The 17560-nt window shown below is 40.3% G+C and carries 18 protein-coding genes and 4 pseudogenes; 13 read left to right on the forward strand and 9 right to left on the reverse strand.

What is annotated here, in order from left to right; all coding sequences use genetic code 11:
• The coding region (locus PAT01_RS18245; RefSeq protein ID WP_154945961.1) for a multidrug effflux MFS transporter at positions 1–1143 on the forward strand (1143 nt) is incomplete at its 5' end.
• A gap of 65 nt (positions 1144–1208) precedes the next feature.
• Here the strand turns inward: PAT01_RS18245 and PAT01_RS18250 are convergent.
• Complete coding sequence (locus PAT01_RS18250; protein WP_055254265.1) at positions 1209–2078, reverse strand: LysR family transcriptional regulator; 870 nt, start codon at positions 2076–2078, stop codon at positions 1209–1211.
• Positions 2079–2192: 114 nt separating this feature from the next.
• Here PAT01_RS18250 and PAT01_RS18255 point away from each other — a divergent pair, with 114 nt between their 5' ends.
• The 8 genes and pseudogenes from PAT01_RS18255 (at position 2193) to PAT01_RS18285 (ending at position 6605) form a co-directional block, all read left to right on the forward strand.
• Positions 2193–2693, forward strand: a complete 501-nt coding sequence (locus PAT01_RS18255) for a lactoylglutathione lyase family protein (RefSeq protein WP_004586277.1) — start codon at positions 2193–2195, stop codon at positions 2691–2693.
• A gap of 199 nt (positions 2694–2892) precedes the next feature.
• A pseudogene (locus PAT01_RS18260) lies at positions 2893–3135 on the forward strand (GNAT family N-acetyltransferase); the annotation flags it as partial.
• Positions 3136–3295: 160 nt separating this feature from the next.
• Positions 3296–3499 (forward strand): annotated as a pseudogene (locus PAT01_RS18265) (GNAT family N-acetyltransferase); the annotation flags it as partial.
• 57 nt (positions 3500–3556) lie between these two features.
• Positions 3557–3790 carry a GNAT family N-acetyltransferase gene (locus PAT01_RS20280; protein WP_249318311.1) on the forward strand — a complete coding sequence of 78 codons (234 nt, stop codon included), beginning with the start codon at positions 3557–3559 and terminating at the stop codon, positions 3788–3790.
• A 38-nt stretch (positions 3791–3828) separates the two neighbouring features.
• Positions 3829–4050, forward strand: a pseudogene (locus tag PAT01_RS20285) (N-acetyltransferase family protein); the annotation flags it as partial.
• A 544-nt stretch (positions 4051–4594) separates the two neighbouring features.
• Positions 4595–4918, forward strand: coding sequence for a thioredoxin family protein (locus PAT01_RS18275; protein WP_054982009.1), 324 nt, complete (start codon positions 4595–4597; stop codon positions 4916–4918).
• A gap of 19 nt (positions 4919–4937) precedes the next feature.
• Entirely contained in the window at positions 4938–5888 is a 951-nt protein-coding gene (gene trxB / locus PAT01_RS18280; protein ID WP_138579675.1) for a thioredoxin-disulfide reductase, read from the forward strand.
• A gap of 126 nt (positions 5889–6014) precedes the next feature.
• Entirely contained in the window at positions 6015–6605 is a 591-nt protein-coding gene (locus PAT01_RS18285) for a TetR/AcrR family transcriptional regulator (RefSeq protein ID WP_054982011.1), read from the forward strand.
• Positions 6606–6733: 128 nt separating this feature from the next.
• Here PAT01_RS18285 and PAT01_RS18290 read toward each other — a convergent pair whose 3' ends face one another.
• Together PAT01_RS18290 and PAT01_RS18295 are read right to left on the reverse strand one after the other, a co-directional pair.
• Complete coding sequence (locus tag PAT01_RS18290) at positions 6734–7144, reverse strand: disulfide bond formation protein B (protein ID WP_154945962.1); 411 nt, start codon at positions 7142–7144, stop codon at positions 6734–6736.
• 21 nt (positions 7145–7165) lie between these two features.
• Positions 7166–7648 carry a DUF2938 domain-containing protein gene (locus tag PAT01_RS18295; RefSeq protein ID WP_154945963.1) on the reverse strand — a complete coding sequence of 161 codons (483 nt, stop codon included), beginning with the start codon at positions 7646–7648 and terminating at the stop codon, positions 7166–7168.
• Between the two features lie 166 nt (positions 7649–7814).
• On the opposite strand from PAT01_RS18295, the gene PAT01_RS18300 reads away from it, so the two are divergent.
• The gene (locus PAT01_RS18300) at positions 7815–8699 is read left to right on the forward strand and encodes a LysR family transcriptional regulator (RefSeq protein WP_154945964.1); all 885 of its coding nucleotides are present in this window, start codon (positions 7815–7817) and stop codon (positions 8697–8699) included.
• A gap of 662 nt (positions 8700–9361) precedes the next feature.
• Here PAT01_RS18300 and PAT01_RS18305 read toward each other — a convergent pair.
• The 5 genes from PAT01_RS18305 to PAT01_RS18325 form a co-directional block, all read right to left on the reverse strand.
• Positions 9362–9943 (reverse strand): hypothetical protein, encoded by a 582-nt coding sequence (locus PAT01_RS18305; protein ID WP_154945965.1) that lies wholly within the window; start codon positions 9941–9943, stop codon positions 9362–9364.
• A gap of 112 nt (positions 9944–10055) precedes the next feature.
• Complete coding sequence (locus PAT01_RS18310; RefSeq protein ID WP_154945966.1) at positions 10056–10910, reverse strand: ImmA/IrrE family metallo-endopeptidase; 855 nt, start codon at positions 10908–10910, stop codon at positions 10056–10058.
• Between the two features lie 322 nt (positions 10911–11232).
• Entirely contained in the window at positions 11233–12336 is a 1104-nt protein-coding gene (locus PAT01_RS18315; protein ID WP_154945967.1) for a flavin monoamine oxidase family protein, read from the reverse strand.
• 3 nt (positions 12337–12339) lie between these two features.
• Positions 12340–13014 (reverse strand): cupin domain-containing protein, encoded by a 675-nt coding sequence (locus PAT01_RS18320; protein ID WP_154945968.1) that lies wholly within the window; start codon positions 13012–13014, stop codon positions 12340–12342.
• Positions 13015–13098: 84 nt separating this feature from the next.
• Positions 13099–13872: an SDR family NAD(P)-dependent oxidoreductase gene (locus PAT01_RS18325; RefSeq protein WP_154945969.1), complete on the reverse strand. Its 774-nt coding sequence runs from the start codon at positions 13870–13872 to the stop codon at positions 13099–13101.
• Between the two features lie 169 nt (positions 13873–14041).
• Between PAT01_RS18325 and gcvA the strand changes: the two genes are divergently transcribed.
• From gcvA to PAT01_RS18340, 3 genes are all read left to right on the forward strand, one after another.
• The gene (gene gcvA / locus PAT01_RS18330) at positions 14042–14971 is read left to right on the forward strand and encodes a transcriptional regulator GcvA (RefSeq protein WP_154945970.1); all 930 of its coding nucleotides are present in this window, start codon (positions 14042–14044) and stop codon (positions 14969–14971) included.
• Positions 14972–15126: 155 nt separating this feature from the next.
• The gene (locus tag PAT01_RS18335) at positions 15127–15648 is read left to right on the forward strand and encodes a carboxymuconolactone decarboxylase family protein (RefSeq protein WP_154945971.1); all 522 of its coding nucleotides are present in this window, start codon (positions 15127–15129) and stop codon (positions 15646–15648) included.
• A 57-nt stretch (positions 15649–15705) separates the two neighbouring features.
• Positions 15706–16935 carry an MFS transporter gene (locus PAT01_RS18340; RefSeq protein ID WP_154945972.1) on the forward strand — a complete coding sequence of 410 codons (1230 nt, stop codon included), beginning with the start codon at positions 15706–15708 and terminating at the stop codon, positions 16933–16935.
• Positions 16936–17287: 352 nt separating this feature from the next.
• Here the strand turns inward: PAT01_RS18340 and PAT01_RS18345 are convergent.
• Positions 17288–17560, reverse strand: a pseudogene (locus PAT01_RS18345) (transposase); the annotation flags it as partial.

Consider the following 17560-nt stretch of genomic DNA (forward strand, 5'->3'; position numbering starts at 1 on the left):
AGTGCATTTCCCCCTTTAACTACCGATTTATATCTTCCTGCTTTACCTACTATGGTAGAGAAACTAAATACTAACCAAGCCATGGTTAACTTAACACTTAGCGTATACTTTGCAGCCTACGCCATAGGATTATTGTTTTGGGGTCCATTAAGTGAAAAATTTGGCCGTAAACCTGTTTTGCTTATGGGCCTTGGAATATACGTAATAGGCAGTGTGCTTTGTGCGTTATCTAATTTTGTAGAAATGCTTATAGGCGCGCGTTTATTACAAGCCTTTGGCGGAAGTGCAGTAACGGTTGTAGCCACGGCAATAGTAAAAGATTTGTACGATGGCCGCGAGCGAGAAAAAATTATCGCCACTATTATGTCGCTGGTTATTATTGCCCCTATGGTGGCGCCTGTGCTGGGCGCATTGCTATTAAAAATTGCTAATTGGCATATGATGTTTGCTGCTTTAGCCGTGTTTGGCTCGGTGGCTATGTTATTTACCTTTTTTTACCGCGAAACCTTACATACACGCTACGCCGGCTCTGTTTTTCAGTCGTGGGGGCGATTAGCTGTAGTAGTTAAAAATCCGCCATTTTTATCGCTATTGGCTGTTTTTACTATTGTGCCTATGGCGTTAATGTCGTTTTTAGCGGCGGGCTCTTATGTATATATCAATGGGTTTGGTTTGTCTGAGCAAACCTTTAGTTACGCCTTTGCAGCGAATGCTGTGTGCGCCTCGTTTGGGCCAACGATTTATATGCGGCTTTCTAAACGTGTATCGATAAAAAAAATAATTACTGCGAGTTTTTTAACCCTAACAGCATGCGGTATAAGTACCATTTTTATAGGCGGTTTATCGCCTTGGGTATTTGGTGCATTAGCAGCAATAGCTACCTTAACCGTTATTATTACCCGCGTGCCCGGTACTAATTTAATGTTAGAGCAACAAACAACGGACACGGGCTCTGCTGTGGCCGTTATTCAGTTTTGCTCTATGATTGCAGGTGCAATAGGTATGGCGCTTGTATCGCTTAACGCAGAAACATTAATTAAAAACTTAGGTGTTATTCAGCTAAGTATTGGCCTTATAGCGCTTACTTTGTGGTTGGTATTTAAAAATAAGGCGTATGTAAGCGCCTATATGTCTAAGGTTTAAACACGCTAAAACCCAAAAAGGCAGTACAGTAAATAAAAGCTGGCTGTACTGCCTTTTTAAAAAAACTATTCCCCCGCTTTTATCGCCTCAATTACCGTGTGCATGCGCTTTGCCATTGGCCTGTTTCGATGATGACACACATAAATATTTTCGCTGATTGGGTTGGCTAAATGGTGCGTTTTTATAAGCGCTGGTTTATTAAATGCGCCCACCGCATAAGCAGGTAAAACAGTAAAACCTAGCCCTAAACTTACTGGTTCGAGTATTAAACTTATTTGGTTAGAAAACCCCGTACGCTTAATTTGATCAACATGTTCAAACTCACTGTAGTTTTCGCTAAGTAATAGCTGCGCGTGGTGTTTTGCATCGGGGTGGCCAATAAAGCCAAGCTCACATAAAACCTCCCATGTTGGGTTTTTAATATGTGCGGGGGTTACTAATAATAAAGCTTCTTGGCCAATTTTATGGCTGGTAACTTCGCTAAGCGTGGGGGCTTGGGTTAAAAAGCCTATGTCGGCACTGTGGTTTGCCACCGCTTGCTCTACACTGGTATTAGGTGCAAAGCGATAATCAATATTAAGCTCGGTATGCTCAGCCTGTAATGCTAATAATTGGCTATAAAATTGTAGCCCACAACTACCAGGCGATTGTATTTTTACTAGGCCACTGTAAGGCGAGTCATCTTTTAATTGTTGTTCTAAAAATTGCCATTCTTTTAATAACAAGCTGCCTTGCTGATACAAGTTTTGCCCATGTACGGTAAGGGTAAATTGTTTGCCGTGGCGCTCTAATAGCGCGCAGTTTACTTGCTGCTCTAGCTTTTTAATATGCTGGCTTACGCCTGATTGGGTCATAAATAAGCGCTCGGCTGTTTGGGTAAAATGATTTACCTCAACCAACGTACAAAACGTGTTTAACCATGTCGGGTTTATCATTACAAAACGTACTCAAAATGATGATTAATGATAATTTTACTTAATATTGGTCAATTCGTAAACTAACTCCATCAACTAGTCACAAGATAAGTCACACGTTAAAGAGGAAGCATTATGAGTCATACATATCCACGTAGTTTTTCGCACATTGGTATTTCAGTACCGGATGTTGAAAAAGCCGTAGAGTTTTACACTAAGGTGATGGGCTGGTACACCATAATGGAGCCTACCGTGATCACTGAAGATAACAGCCCCATTGGCGAAATGTGCACCGATGTATTTGGTCCAAATTGGGAAAAATTTAAAATTGCGCACCTTTCAACAGGCGACCGTATTGGTGTCGAAATTTTCGAATTTAAAAACCAAGAAAACCCTAAAGACAACTTTGAATACTGGAAAACCGGTATCTTCCATTTTTGTGTACAAGACCCAGATGTTGAAGGCTTAGCGGAGCGTATTGTTGCTGCAGGTGGTAAAAAACGTATGCCAGAGCCACGTTACTACTACCCTGGCGAAAAGCCGTACCGCATGATCTACATGGAAGACCCGTTTGGTAACATCCTTGAGATTTACAGCCACAGCTATGAGCTTATTTACAGCGCAGGCGCTTATTAAACGTAGCTCGTTTAAAAAAGTTTAGCTAAAAGCAAAGGCCGCAGTATTTATTTACTGCGGCCTTTTTGTTTTAAATAGACTTGTAGATTATTAATTTGGCTAATATAGGGTGTATAAAAATCAATATCTTCATTTGATTTATTATAGGTACATACACTGATAGCTTACTAATTGCACAAAGTTGTTCTAAAGAAAAAACATGAATCTGTCACTGGAAGACATCACCGCCGATAACTATGAAGCCATATGCGAATTGGATGTTACTAAAACGCAAGAAGAATACGTAGCGTGTAATATGTGGTCGTTAGTAGAGGCGCACTACAATAGCGGGTATACCTGTAAAGCGATTTACTTAAATAGTACACCTGTAGGCTTTTTTATGTGGGTACAAGAAACCCCTAAAAAGGTTTCTATTTGGCGCTTTATGGTAGATCAAACTTATACCAACTCCAATAAATAGCTGCTCTATTTTACTTGCTAAAACAACCCATTTCTTTGTTTTAAATTTCGTAAAGGGAACAACCATTTACATCAATTTACGCCTAGAACTGAATTGTTTTTTCGGCGTAAAATTTAGAACACATACTTAATGGAGTTGGTATTATCAAAATAAAGGCATTGGGCGCAAAGCACTGGCTATGGCAATTGAAGAGATTAAAGCAACTCCTAAGCTTGAACAAATCGAGATTTGTTATAACCCGCAAAATCCTGTTGCTAAAAACTTTTATACAAGTTTTGGGTTTGAGGAAGTGGGCCTCGATGAGGACGAAGACGATATGTTAGCGGTTATTAAAATTAGCCGTTAACTCATTTATAAGTAAGCCGCTAATTTTAGATAGTAATAATAGTTGTAAGGAAATACTGTGATCATAAGAGCATTTGCAAAAAACGATTTTTTAGCCGTTCAAAACATTTACCAGCAAGGTATTGATACCGGCAATGCGACTTTTCAAACTAAAGCTAAAAATTGGGAACAATGGAATAGTTCTATGCTCAACTGTTGTCGTCTTGTTGCAGTTGAGGATGAAAAGGTGCTTGGCTGGGCTGGGTTATCTAGGGTTCAAGCCGTGAGGTTTACTCGGGCGTTGCCGAGGTAAGTGTATATGTTGCAAACCAAGCCCAAGCCCAAGGTAAAGGCTTGGGGCACGCATTACTTTGTGCACTCATTAAAGAATCAGAAAAAAACGGTATATGGATGCTACAAGCCAGTATATTCCCTGAAAACATAAGCAGCATTACACTACATACTCGTAATGGTTTTAGGCAAGTTGGAAACCGAGAAAAATTAGGCCAACTGCATGGCGTATGGCGCAATGTAACTTTAATGGAAAGGCGCAGCGCCGTTGTAGGCCTCTAAACCTTCAAATAGCATAATAAATACAATGTGCGTTCATTATTATGCTTTTAAATCGCATTTATTATTCAAATTATTTAAGAAAAACTCACAACCTCAGAATGTATATTGCTCACCTTCCCTACTCTTTTCTCAAAAACCATAAATTAATTATTTTAAATTTCAGCTCCTAGCTGCGTTGTTTTTTTACTTTATAACCTATTGCTTTAATTTAAAAAATAAAAACAAAGTCGCTTCAAATTAATTTATGAGTGCGGCTTTTTGAGTGTTAATTTTACTTATTTGTGGAATGAGTGTTCTATAAGTTGTTGACACTCGCTATTCTTGAGTGTAAATTTCGGATCAATCGATCCACAATTGTGCTGGGTAATGTGTTTTAAGTTGATATTTTTAAGAGTTTGTTCCTCTTATTTTAAATAGCATCTTTTTAAAACACGTTTATAGCTCTGATATTTATTATGCGTAGTTTGCATATATAAATAACCTGTTAGGCGAAATATAGGTGTGTCACTGTGGGTCGATTTTTACTTTTAACTAGGAGCCAAAAATGACTAACCAAGTAATTAAATTAAATGATGAAAACTTCGAATCGCTAAACAAAAAAGACGCCAAATTAGTTGTAAGACTATGGGCCGAGTGGTGTGCTCCATGCCAAATGATGTCGCCTATTTACGAGCAAGTAGCCGATAACCTCGCTGATGAAAATATTATTATGGGTGAGCTTAATATTGATGATTTTCCATCAGTTGCAGCCAAATTAGCGGTAAGAAGTATTCCTACTGTGGTTGTATTTAAAAACGGTAAAGAAATAAATCGCTCTGTAGGTATGATGCCTGCGCCAGAGCTACAAGCGCTAATTTTAAAAGATTAGTACGCCAAAGAGGTGATAAATGAGCACACATCGAAAGTTGATAATTTTGGGTTCAGGGCCTGCTGGTTACACTGCCGCTATTTATGCAGCTAGAGCAAACCTTGAACCATTACTAATTACTGGCCTTGAAGTGGGTGGGCAACTCACAACAACAACTGATGTTGAAAATTGGCCAGGATACCCAACGGGTATTCAGGGGCCACAACTGATGAGGCAGTTTAAAGAACATGCTGAAAATTTTAATACCGAAATCGTGCATGACTACATCACACATGTTGACCTGCAGCAAAGGCCATTTGTGCTTAAAGGGCAGCAAACTTACACAGCTGATGCGTTAATTATTTCTACGGGTGCATCGGCAAAGTACCTTGGCCTACCAAGCGAGACCGAGTTTAAAGGTAAGGGTGTATCGGCATGTGCAACCTGCGATGGCTTTTTTTATAAAAACCAAAGCGTAGCTGTGGTTGGCGGTGGTAATACCGCTGTAGAAGAGGCTTTATATTTAGCTAATATTGCCTCGCACGTTACGCTTATTCACCGTCGTGATTCACTCAGTGCCGAAAAGGTTTTACAACAGCGCCTATTTGATAAAGTAGCGCAAGGTAAAGTAACTATTAAGTGGAATAACCAAGTAGATGAAATAGTGGGTGACGCTAACGGCGTTACAGGAATTACTATTAAATCAACGTTACCGGAGCAAGATAGAGAAACACTGAGCGTTAATGGGGTGTTTATTGCCATTGGGCATCAGCCTAATACAGATATTTTTAAAGATCAGCTTGATATGAGCGATGGCTACATTAATGTGTATTCTGGGTTTGAAAATGGTGAAACATTAACGAATATTCCCGGCGTATTTGCCGCAGGTGATGTAAGCGATAACCATTATAGGCAGGCAATTACATCTGCAGGTTCTGGGTGTAAAGCTGCACTAGATGTAGAGCAATACTTTACACGCTTAGGTGCTTAGCACAGCAACTGTATTTAAAACTTATGATATGATCAGCACAATGCCCGACAATACTTAGTATTTCGGGCTTGAGTGTTTTAACTAACAATACACTTATTTAAAATTTACTTACTTGAGGTGATTTATATGGCCCGAACCGGACGCCCACGCCAGTTTAACCGTGAAGATGCAATAAAAAGTGCAATGGATTTGTTTTGGCAAAAAGGCTACGAATCCACTTCTTTAGCTGAGCTACGCAAAGTGTTAGGCAATATTTCATCTGCGAGTTTTTACGCAGCATTTGGCTCAAAGCAAGCTCTATACAGTGAATGTTTAGCACTTTATACCAGCACCTGTGGAGAGACCTTTTCGGAGCTAGAAAACGAGTCGGTTCCTGCAAAAGCAGCGATTAAAAACATGGTGTTTAAAACCATTCATATGCAAACCTCAACGAAGCAACCATCGGGCTGCATGATTGTTTTATCTGGCTTAAACTGCGGCGACGAAAATAAAGAAGTTGAGCAAATGGCACTGTCGGTACGTAACGACATTCGTAAAGCGCTTGTAAAATGCATAGAGCGCGGAACAGCCCAGCAAGAGTGGCAACAAGAAATGCCCGTAGAGCAATTTATGCTAATTTTAGATACCTTTATTAATGGCCTTTCTATTCAATCAAGAGACGGCATTGCACGGGAAAAGCTTTTAGAAGCCTGTGAGTTATTTTTAGATAGGTGGTAATAAGTAGATTGCTTTAAGCGCGTAGAAAAAACAGATTTAACGTAACTAAATTAAATTTATATATAAAAAAACAAGGCGCACTTTTAATAAAAAGTGCGCCTTGTTGGTTTTAGCTACGGTATTTAATGTTAAACCGTTTTAGCAGGTAACTTTGCGGCTGTTACTGCTAAATAAGTGAGCCCAATAATACCTGTTAGTGCACAGGCCGATAAAATAAATGGGTCAACTAACAGGTTATCTTTAAATTCAAAGGTGCCTGCTGATATTTTTTTCCAGCCCATAAAGTGCTGATTAGCGGCCACTGTAGCGCCAAAAAAACCAATTACTAAAGCGAAATATTTGCCTATCCAGTGTGTAACCGCAGGCGTTATTAATAATAAGCCTAACAGGCCTATTACTGAGCGCTGCACTCTACAATAGGGGCACGCATACACAATGCCTAATAAATCTGTGCTCCACGCAGCTATTGAAATAACAATAGCTAATAAGCCCACTATTTTTATATGCGTAGAATAGGTGCTTAAATTTAAAATGTTCATAGTCTGCTTTCCTACTTAAAATTATGCTAAAACCAGTGCGGCTAAAAACATGCCTAAGCCAAATATGGTGTGCCCTACAAAGCTTTTTATGCGCGTAACGGTGGGGTTAGGTGTTTTTGCACCGGCCATACCCGCCCCCATGCCTGGCATCATAATAAAAAAGGGGGCAACTATGCCAAACCACGAAACAAGTAATGCAGGTAGTATGGTTGGCAAATCAAGCCACTGCGTGTTTACACACACCATTAATATTAACCCGTACGCTATGCCAATTAGGTAATGTACAACCCAACCAATACCAAGCTCACCCGGTATTTTTTCGGCCTTAGGTAGTGCAGGCTGATAAAATTGCCCCGACTTCATATGACCTACCCAGCGCCCGACTAATCGCCAATTTGTGGCGGGTAAATCAAAAAACTTAGCGAGTAACCCCGCGTAAATATCTAACACTAGTGTGCCCCCTATACCTATTAATATAAAAGTATAGATAGAGTCGCTAAACATAGGCTGTATCTCCTGGTAATACGTTAAATGCTAGGTGTTTTGCTGGTGTGTATACATAGCACAACAGCAAAGTGCATAGACTTGAGTATGTAATGTGATAATATTACCAAAACGCCATTATGAACACTAATGGTAAAATCTGGTTTTGGAATGAATATAAATCATAATGCTTGAGCGTAATCATCTACACATTATTAAAGAGGTTAATCGCCTTAAAAGCGTGACCGCAGCGGCCGAAAGTTTAAACTTAAGCCAATCGGCTGTGAGCCATACTATTGCTAAATTAGAGCGCCGATTTGGCGTTAAACTGTGGCATCGTAAAGGCAATACGCTTGTATATTCTCAGGCGGGGCTGTATTTACTTTCACTTGCAGACAAAATGGTCACCGAGTTTGAGCACGCCGAGCGCGTATTGCAAGAATTTGCCCAAGGCCGGCGAGGAATCATGCGCATAGGAATGGAGTGCCACCCGTGTGAGCAATGGCTAATGGGTAAAATTCAGCAATTTTTAAAAGCATGGCCCGAGGTAGACGTAGAAATAAAAAGTGCCTTTAGATTTGATGGCATAGCAGCGCTCAAAGCCAACGAAATAGATGTGCTAATAACCCCCGACCCCGTAAATACAGAGGGCTTAAACTTTAGGTCTGTGTTTAACTACAATTTATGTATTGTCGTGAGCGAGCAAAACCCGTTATACAACAAAGCGTTTGTTACAGCACACGATCTAGAAGACCAAATACTTTACACCGTGCCCGTAGGCTACAACCGCTTAGATGTATACACTCGATTTTTAGACCCCGCTAACGTGCAACCCAAACGCAGAGTACCCATAGAAAGCACCGAAATGATGCTGCAATTAGTGTCTGCCAATCGTGGCGTGGCAGCGTTACCAGAGTGGCTAGTGTCATCGCACGAAAGCCGTTTAGGCATAAAAGGCATAAGCATAGGTAATAAAGGGCTGCAAAAAAGCGTTAATGTAGGCGTACGTGATGACGACTTACAGCTTGATTATGTAAAAGGGTTTATAGAATCAACGCGCTCAAATGTGTAAATGGCTTTGCTGTTAAATGTAGGGTGTTAAAGTGAATTAATAATATTGGGGAGTATTAACTTAAGCTGTTCGAGGCGCACTATATAACACTTTCCCTAATGTTATATGCTTTTAAATTAAGATGTATATGAGCACAAAAATAGCAGTGACGCTAAAAACGACACCAGTTAAAAAACCAGACTCCCCTTCTCTACACCACGTACCAAGTGAAAACTGTTTATTACATTCTTGCTTTAACTCAAAAACACTCATGTTCTTATTTGTTTTTAAACGATAACCAGGGAGAAAAACCTTACCGCTTCTAACAGCACTAATGAGATTAATACAAAACAAAATGATCAATAAAACCGATATTAAACTAACCATTTCAATCCCTTACAATCCAGTCAAAACTTTAAATAAATTTATCTACATATTATCACACAGATAAACTCGCCCTCATTGCATGTATCAGCAAGGTAGGTCGGATAAGCGAAGCGCCATCCGACACAGTAAAATACTTTGCCATTTATTATCAACATTTTATGTTGTTGAGTGGCTGGAGAGTGCCAATTGCGGACATTGGTAACTTTTCAATAACGATCGCAGTCACTTAGAGCATAATAGTGAGCCGCTTGCATGTAAGTGTCCCAGCGAACGAAGTAAGTGCGTTTATTGGTTTGTTATAAAATTTTAAACAATTCTGTTTTTGAATGTTCTACTTCTCCAAGCAATACAGCTTCTAAGTGCTTTAATGACGAAACAATGTATTGACACTTTTCTTGCTCAATACTTAAAAGATGATTATTCATTAATTTTGAAATATCATAAGGTAAGCGGAAACTTCGACCACCGTCTTCATCTGGCTCATTATAGTCAATGTCTGTTTCTTTATAAAAATCTTTGCTATGCGCCGCTTCATTTCGAAGTTTTATTAAGTTAACTAATGTTTGATAAATCTTACTTTCATTGTCTGTAATGAATTTACCGGATGATAAAAGGAATCCTAGTGCATCTAATTTTTTACCTAAGTTCATTGAAAGAAATGCAGTAGCATGTCTTTTGTGATCACCTTTGGGAAAAAGCTGAAAAGCCCATGAGATAATGCTCTCATTAAGTAAGCTTTCTAATGAAGCGGCAGCAACTAAGATAAAGGAATACTTATTAGAATTAAAAAGTGTGTCGTTATCTTCAATGTGAGCTAACAAATATTCTGCTGATTCAATTAGTCCTTTAGAAGAAGTAAATACAAAATGCGTTTCCAATACTCTGATGCCTCCTTGCTTTATAATGCCTAATTAACAGGCAAAAAGTAGTTGGCTAAAATAAATGAATGGACTGAACAAAAAGCCAACTTTTTTGTCCTTATTTAGTTTTTTATTCGATTAGTTCTGGTAAATCAAAACTTTGTTCTTTAGCTATTTCTCGACGAATTTTCATTTGCATGTTTCTGGAAGCTTCAGTTGACGAATAAGATGTACCAATAAAGGTTTTAAAAGGTAACTTAACTCCTTTAGTAACATCAAGGTTGATGCCTTGTATCTTTTTTTGAATTTCATCCACTCTAATTATAAGGTTAGGATCCATTTCAAACTGCTCAGCTTCTTTCTGAAATATTTCAGGTAAACTACCCGAACTATAAATTCTAGTAAGTACATCCATTGAGCGCTGAATTTTTATATTACGAAATTGCTTATCTAAGAATGATGTTATACCTGCAGAACAGTGCCCAACTCTACTTATGCGATTTGGGTATAGGTTTGAGCTATTCATGAACAGAGTCTCAGCAAGTTTAGAAACTGCACGGCCAATACTATTTAATACTTCACCTCCATGAAACTTAAACTGAAAGTCTTCGTAAATTTTAATAAAGCTTTTCCCATAAGTTAAGAGGGTCATCATTACTCTAGCACCAAAAAAATCAGCAAAAGCTTCAATACTTTTACTGTCAAATTTTGATTCATCTTTATGCTCATTATGAGCATGTAAATAATGGGCGATCTCATGACTCACAACGAATAAAAAGAAATGTAAGTCACCAACACCGGATACTTGGGCAGAGCAATATTCTTTGGATAATCGAACCCTTAACTTATCTCCGACTCCAACAACACTCGCATGTTGCGCAGAATTTGAATCAAGTTCTAAATTTAATACAAAACCCGCATTATTTTCGAAAAAACTTTCTAAATCTTTTTTAGCAGCTAGTGCTATATCTTTACCAGTGAGCATCAAAACCTTCGACTAACCTAATAATTAATAGTGCACTCATCGCGCATATTTCTGCTGACTGAACGCCCATTTATCTACTTTATATAGTTTTAACAAATTACCTAAGCCATTACTATCACTAAGTTTTCTAAATTTTTTAGGTAGAGTTGAATGAACCCATATGCGCGTAGCACTCATTTACATGAATATGTGTGCAAAGCGTAGATTCACCAATCAATTAACGACGATATTTAGCCAACCTCAATGACGCTCATAACCTCCCATCAGCTGCCGTTATGAGCTATCCATTAAAGCACTAAGCTCAAACCTCAGCCTCTACACATCATGCGTTAACATTTTTTAAATACAGCTCAACGCCTATGTTTGCTGCATCAACCGCACCAGCTACATAGCCCGGAAATTGCACCGACCATTCGCTGCCAATACCGACTAAATTTTGATGCCATGGGCCATTTTGCGCGGTTATGTAAGGTGCTGGTGTATGCGTATTCGCAGCATGTGTATCTAAATGTGTTGCTGTGAGTGGGTCTTGTGCCCAGTCTTTAATAATATCGGCTTTGGGAGTGGCGGCTTGAGCGCCAAAAAGCCTGACTAATTGCGCTCTGCAATGTGTGATTAAATCTTCATTACTAATGTGTTTTCGATCATCAGCGGGTATGCCAATAAAGCCAAATAATGCGGCTTGGCCTTGAGGATTTGATGCATCGTGTATTTCTGCCATTGGCCCAACACTGCTGCGGGCGCTGCCCGAGAGCGTTTGCTTACGCCAAAATGGCGTATCGTACACTGCAATATACTTAGCGTGGGGTGCCATCCAGGTTGCGGTATTTTGCCACTGCGTTACTAAATCGCTTGGCAATGCGGGGGTAAATGTTATTTGGCTTGCGGCTAAGCGTGGTGGTAGCGCAAGCATTACGTACTCAACGTTTACTTTATTATCGGTTGTGTTTGAGGTGCTAAAGTTAACTTCAATATTACCGTGTTGATGGGTAATTGTTTTAACCAAAGCGCCGGTCACTATGTGTTTGTTGCTAAGCTTTGCATGTAAGGCATTAATAAGGGTGCCCATGCCACCTTTTAACCGCATAGACGTAGGCGCATGCGTATAACCGGGCATTGCTGTGGGCGGTTGTGTATGTGAGCGCTCTACTAACGTATTGCCTTGCTCGTACTGGGCAAATGTTTCTAGGTTTAGGGTTTTAATAATGGCATTTAATTGCGGCTGAAACTCTGGCCAAAACCACGTTGGGCCAAGATCAAAGCTATTTTTTGTCGCTTGCGACAGGCTCGTAAAGTCCATAATACGGCCACCTAATTGATCTCTGGCTTCAAGCAATATGTAATCGGTAATGCCGCATTGCTCTAACTGGTAAGCTGCATACACGCCGCTTAGCCCACCGCCTATAATCGCAATTTTTGTACGCATTATTTAGCCTCCACAGCCTATGTTTTTAAAATTACCTACTTTTAGGTAAATTGTAGCGCTGTTATTTCCCGCTGATATAAGCGCTTTACTCGTGCTTGGCAGCCTTAGCCAGCTTCCTTTTGAATATTCTACCTCGTTGTGTATTACGCTGCCGCCCAGTACAAATAGCTCTAAGGCATTATGTGCTTTTAGGTTATCAAATAGGGGCTGTTGCGGGGTTAACTTAACCAGTTTAGTTACTTCGTTATCATCTTTATAAAGCGGGCATATTAGGCGGCTATTTTGGGTTATCCACGTAGCCGGATCGTGTGTATTTATGCGCACTGAGGTGGTTTCTGTTACGCACATTTGCCACAGCTTTACAAAAATGGTTGCGCCACTTTTACTTTTAGGTGCATGTGAAGACCCAGGCGGGTTTCGTAAATAAAAGCCTTGTGGGTAGTCGCCCGACTCATCTGAAAAAGTGCCCGAAAGTACCATTACTTCTTCACCACCTGGGTGAGCATGGCTTGGAAAAGTAGACTCAGGCGCGTAGCGTACTACGCTAGTTGCTCTGGCTTTTTCAGCGCCTATTCTGTCGAGCATTACCCGCTCAACACCCGCCTGAGGCGATGTTTGCCAACTATATTGAGTTGGCAGCATTAAAGCGTGTTGTGAAAAATCTGAATTGACTCGCATTTATCCAACCTAAATTAAACAAGAGCAATAACATACATTATTGCTCTATAAATTTGCGCCCATCGAGGGCTTTAAAATTACGTATTAATTACGACCAGCCATTACACCGCCGTCAACATCCCATACAGCACCCGTTACCCAAGCGGCTTTGTCGCTGAGTAAAAACGCAATTGTATTGGCGACATCTTCGCTTTTACCTACACGGCCAATTGGGTGGAAGCTGTTAAAGCCTTGTAGGGCATCGTTTATTTGTGCTTTAGGAATAAAACCTTCGTAAATTGGCGTTTGTACAACCGCTGGCGATACTGCATTAACGCGAATGTTGTGCGCGGCTAATTCCATTGCTAAATGTTGAGTTAGCGCATGTAAGCCCGCTTTAGCCATTGAATACGCTGACGATGGTGTAGCTGCAATAGCTTGCTTACCCCACATAGAACCCACATTTACAATGGCGCCTGCGCGTTTTGCTGCCACTAAATTAGCGGCTACTTTTTGTGTAATAAAAAATAGTGCGCGGTTAATTTGCATGTACTGATCGTAATCAGCCGCTTCGTGCTCTAAAAATGGTTTAGGGAAAAACACACCGGCCGCATTTACCAGTAAATCCACGTCTGTGTGGTCTTGTGAAAGTGTGTTAATTAAGTTTTGCACGCCTTCGTCGCTGGTTAAATCAGCGGTTAACACCTCAACAGTTCCTAAAGCTGATAACTGCTCTTTTGCTGCTTGGTTTTTTTCTTTACGGTGGCCAACAATAACAGAGTGGCCGCCTTGCTCTAAAATTAATCGAGCCGTGTCAAAACCCATTCCGCTAGTACCACCAATAACGAGTAATTTTTTACCTAAAAATTGTTTAGTCATGTTTATTGCTCCAAGCGCCACTAAGCGCTGTATTTGTTATATAAATAAAAAGTATTGGGTTGCCTAATAGCAAGTAACTTGCTGGTTGGCTTGGGCGGTATTTTTTACTTATTTACTTGCTTTAACAAACGAGATAATCTGAATCATCAGTAAAGAAAAAGTTTATCGTATGAAATCACCTATACACCTCAATGCATTAAAAGCGTTTGAAGCAAGCGCAAGGCACCAAAGTTTTTCAGCGGCAGCTGAAGAGCTAAATGTAACGCCTGCAGCCGTTGGGCAGCTGGTAAAAACATTAGAAGAGTGGCTCGACACGCCGCTATTTCATAGAATGAGCTCAGGTAAAACACGGCTAGTAACTACCGAAACCGCGCAAAGTGCCCTGCCACTAATACGCGAAGGCTTTGATAAACTTGCCCAAGGACTAGACATTTTAAAAGACAACGCCATAAGTGGCGCGTTAACAGTGGCAGTAAGCCCCGCATTTGCCGCCAAGTGGTTATTACCTAGGTTGCATTTCTTTCAAGAGATATGCTCGCAAACCAGTGTAAATTTAAATACTAATTTAAAACCTGTTGATTTTACTGAGCAGCGTATAGATATAGGCATACGCTTTGGTGTAGGCACTTGGCAAGGCTTGAACGCAGAAAAACTAATGGATGAAGAGGTATACCCGGTATGCTCACCTAAGTTTTTAGAAGACTCAAACCGCTTAAACACCATAGATAAATTATTGAACGAAACCCTAATACACGATCAATCAATGGACGACCATACGGGGTTTCCGTCTTGGTCGGCGTGGTTAAAAAAAGCCGGAGTAACAGGCCCTTTAACCACTAAAAGCATTCAAATAAATAACTCAGCGGCTGTATTGCAATCAGCTATTGATGGTCACGGCGTGGCGTTAGCACGCAGTGTTATGGCTAAAGATGATCTAGCCGCAGGGCGATTGGTCAGGTTATTCCCTGATATTTATTTTGAATCGCCTTTGGCGTATTACGTTATTTACCGCCCCGAATGTGCTGACCTGCCAAGAATACACGCATTTAAAGAATGGCTGTTTAAAGAGGTAGGAAACCCGCGGGCTAAAAGAGATTAAAGCTCAGGAGTACTTTGATAAAATACAGCAATAAAGAAAATATTTACCATGGTAAAAGATAATCTCTGTGGTTAAGTACGTTCATTCCCCGTAAGCTTTCGCTCCAAGTTAGCCACTTTAATGACTAAAGTGGCGTTTAATTAGGAGTAAACATTATGTCACAAGTAAGAGTAACGCCATGGCAAGATGGCGAGCAAGCCCCAGCCGAACTACTAGCCGAAATGCAAGGTCGTCGTTCAAACGGTGAACTAATAGGCATAGATAGAGTACTACTAAAAAGCTTTCCTTTAGCTAAAGGCTGGAATGAGCTGTTAGGGCGCGTTAGAGCAAACTTTGGCTTATCGCTTGAGTATCGCGAACTTATTATGCTGCGTGTAGCGGTATTAAACAAAGCCGATTTTGAATGGAATGTGCACTACCCTGCATACATACAGGCTGGCGGTAGCGATGAAAAAGCAACGGCTCTTAAAAGTGTGGTAGTAAATGCTGAGTTATTCTCTGAGCAGGAGCTGGCTTTGCTTGAGCTTACTGAGCAATCAACCACTAAAGTAAATGTTGATGGCGACGTTATTGAAAGTTTAAAAGCACTATTTGGCGAAACGCAAACAGTAGAAGCGGTAGCAACGGTTGCTGCTTACAACATGGTATCGCGCTTTTTAGTGGCGTTAGACATTTAAATACCTCAACCATAAATTGCTTTTAAGCGCCTTCAATACTTTTAGGAAAGTGAAATCATGGAAAAATTAAACGCTATAGACTCAGATAGGCTTGAGCAAAGCGACCCTCAAGTTCAAACAGCTAACTTATGGCGTTTAATGTTAGCCCAGGCACTTTCTGGGGCTAATAGCGTTGTGCTATATGCAACAGGTGCGGTAGTGGGCAGCTTGCTTGCTCCTACTGCACTTTTAGCCACTTTACCTGTTTCTATTTTTGTTTTAGGAATGGCGTTGTGTGTTTTACCCGCCGGTGAATTAGCACGAAAATATGGCCGGCGTGCAGCCTTTATGGCAGGCACTGGCGCGGGTGTTTTAACCGGACTATTAGCGACTATTGCGTTGTATATAGACAGCTTTTGGCTGTACTGTTTATCTGCGCTATTGGGCGGCGCTTATGCGGCAGTGGCTTTGTCATTTCGGTTTGCTGCAACCGATGGCGTGCCCGAAAATAAACGCCCGCAAGCGCTTTCTATGGTAATGGCCGGTGGCGTAGCTGCAGGTGTTATTGGCTCGCAGTTAGTTACGCATACCATGCACCTGTGGTCAGACAAAATGTTTGCTGCCACATTTATTGCGCAAGCCATTGTCGCGGCTCTCGCTGGTGTTATTTTGTTTGGCGTTAAATTGGCTAAGCCTTTAGCAAATCAAGCATATTCAGGAAGACCATTGAGAACAATTGCTTTGCAACCACGATTTATAAGCGCGGTTATTTGTGGTGCAGCATCGTATATGGTGATGAACTTTTTAATGACATCGGCACCTTTGGCAATGCATATGCACGGGCATAGCCAAGAGTCAGCAAACTTAGGAATGCAGTGGCATGTTATTGCTATGTATGCACCTAGCTTTTTTACTGGTAAGCTCATTGCGCGTTTTGGGGCTGCTCGTATTTCTGTTTTTGGTATTATTTTAACTGCAATTTCAGCAGCTATAGGCTTTTTAGGTGAAGGTGTATATCACTTTTACGCGCTATTAACTTTGTTAGGCATAGGTTGGAACTTTGGCTTTTTAGGGGCATCCGCATTAGTGTTAGAAACGCACAAGCCAGAAGAAAAAAACCGTGCTCAATCGTTTAGTGACTTTATAGTGTTTGGCTTAATGGCGGTAGGCTCTTTTTCATCAGGTGGGTTATTAAGTGCGTACGGTTGGCACACCGTTTTATGGGCGTCGTTTGTGCCTTTATTACTGGCCGTTATTGTTGTGATATTAACCAAAAAATACCAAGCCAATTTTAGCGAGCAAGCTTAAACACACTAACTGCCCTACAAGCCGCTTTTATTAGCAAGCTAAAGTTTACTTTTATTTTTTGTGGCGCGGCTGTTTTATATGAAATATAAACTCAATTAAAATTAAAAAGTTAAAATGACACCCATCTTAAATTCTTCACAAGAATATAATTTATTTAAGATGACACCCACTTTAATTATTTCAAAAAATCGACTTAATTAAATGGCTAATTTAAAAACACGTAAGCTCAAGGCATATTAAAAGGCATATACTGCGGTTATTTTAAAAATGTGCTGCTATTTATGTAGTTAACTAAATTGAGGGCACGCTGAAACCAGCATTTAGGCTGTTTTTTAAATAAAAGAAGGTTTTTTTAGGCTAGTAGCTTTTCGCAATTACTAAAATTAACTCGTCGCTTTTTATTTAAATGCTCGCAGTAACTTACATGTGATTGCGGCTTACCTACAGCGCCATGAAATACGCGTGTAAAATCAGTAGTGAGTTTTAACCAATTCTCTGGCGATATGTTTACTCTTTCTAATAAAGGGAGCTGTGTGTTTTCAATAAAACCTGGTTTGTCATCGCGAATAATACGCCCTGTGAGCTCAACTAATTCGAGGTAATATTTAAGCTCGAACGGTAAACC

The sequence above is a fragment of the Pseudoalteromonas atlantica genome, from assembly GCA_007988745.1.
GTDB lineage: Bacteria > Pseudomonadota > Gammaproteobacteria > Enterobacterales > Alteromonadaceae > Pseudoalteromonas > Pseudoalteromonas atlantica.

Coding starts and splice junctions, on each gene's coding strand:
- PAT01_RS18295 (WP_154945963.1), bottom strand. CDS start 7,648: ATGTTTAGCGACTCTATCTATACTTTTATATTAATAGGTATAGGGGGC.
- PAT01_RS18285 (WP_054982011.1), top strand. CDS start 6,015: ATGGCCCGAACCGGACGCCCACGCCAGTTTAACCGTGAAGATGCAATA.
- PAT01_RS18290 (WP_154945962.1), bottom strand. CDS start 7,144: ATGAACATTTTAAATTTAAGCACCTATTCTACGCATATAAAAATAGTG.
- PAT01_RS18335 (WP_154945971.1), top strand. CDS start 15,127: ATGTCACAAGTAAGAGTAACGCCATGGCAAGATGGCGAGCAAGCCCCA.
- PAT01_RS18340 (WP_154945972.1), top strand. CDS start 15,706: ATGGAAAAATTAAACGCTATAGACTCAGATAGGCTTGAGCAAAGCGAC.
- PAT01_RS18300 (WP_154945964.1), top strand. CDS start 7,815: ATGCTTGAGCGTAATCATCTACACATTATTAAAGAGGTTAATCGCCTT.
- gcvA (WP_154945970.1), top strand. CDS start 14,042: ATGAAATCACCTATACACCTCAATGCATTAAAAGCGTTTGAAGCAAGC.
- trxB (WP_138579675.1), top strand. CDS start 4,938: ATGAGCACACATCGAAAGTTGATAATTTTGGGTTCAGGGCCTGCTGGT.
- PAT01_RS18325 (WP_154945969.1), bottom strand. CDS start 13,872: ATGACTAAACAATTTTTAGGTAAAAAATTACTCGTTATTGGTGGTACT.
- PAT01_RS18250 (WP_055254265.1), bottom strand. CDS start 2,078: ATGATAAACCCGACATGGTTAAACACGTTTTGTACGTTGGTTGAGGTA.
- PAT01_RS18320 (WP_154945968.1), bottom strand. CDS start 13,014: ATGCGAGTCAATTCAGATTTTTCACAACACGCTTTAATGCTGCCAACT.
- PAT01_RS18255 (WP_004586277.1), top strand. CDS start 2,193: ATGAGTCATACATATCCACGTAGTTTTTCGCACATTGGTATTTCAGTA.
- PAT01_RS18315 (WP_154945967.1), bottom strand. CDS start 12,336: ATGCGTACAAAAATTGCGATTATAGGCGGTGGGCTAAGCGGCGTGTAT.
- PAT01_RS18275 (WP_054982009.1), top strand. CDS start 4,595: ATGACTAACCAAGTAATTAAATTAAATGATGAAAACTTCGAATCGCTA.
- PAT01_RS18310 (WP_154945966.1), bottom strand. CDS start 10,910: ATGCTCACTGGTAAAGATATAGCACTAGCTGCTAAAAAAGATTTAGAA.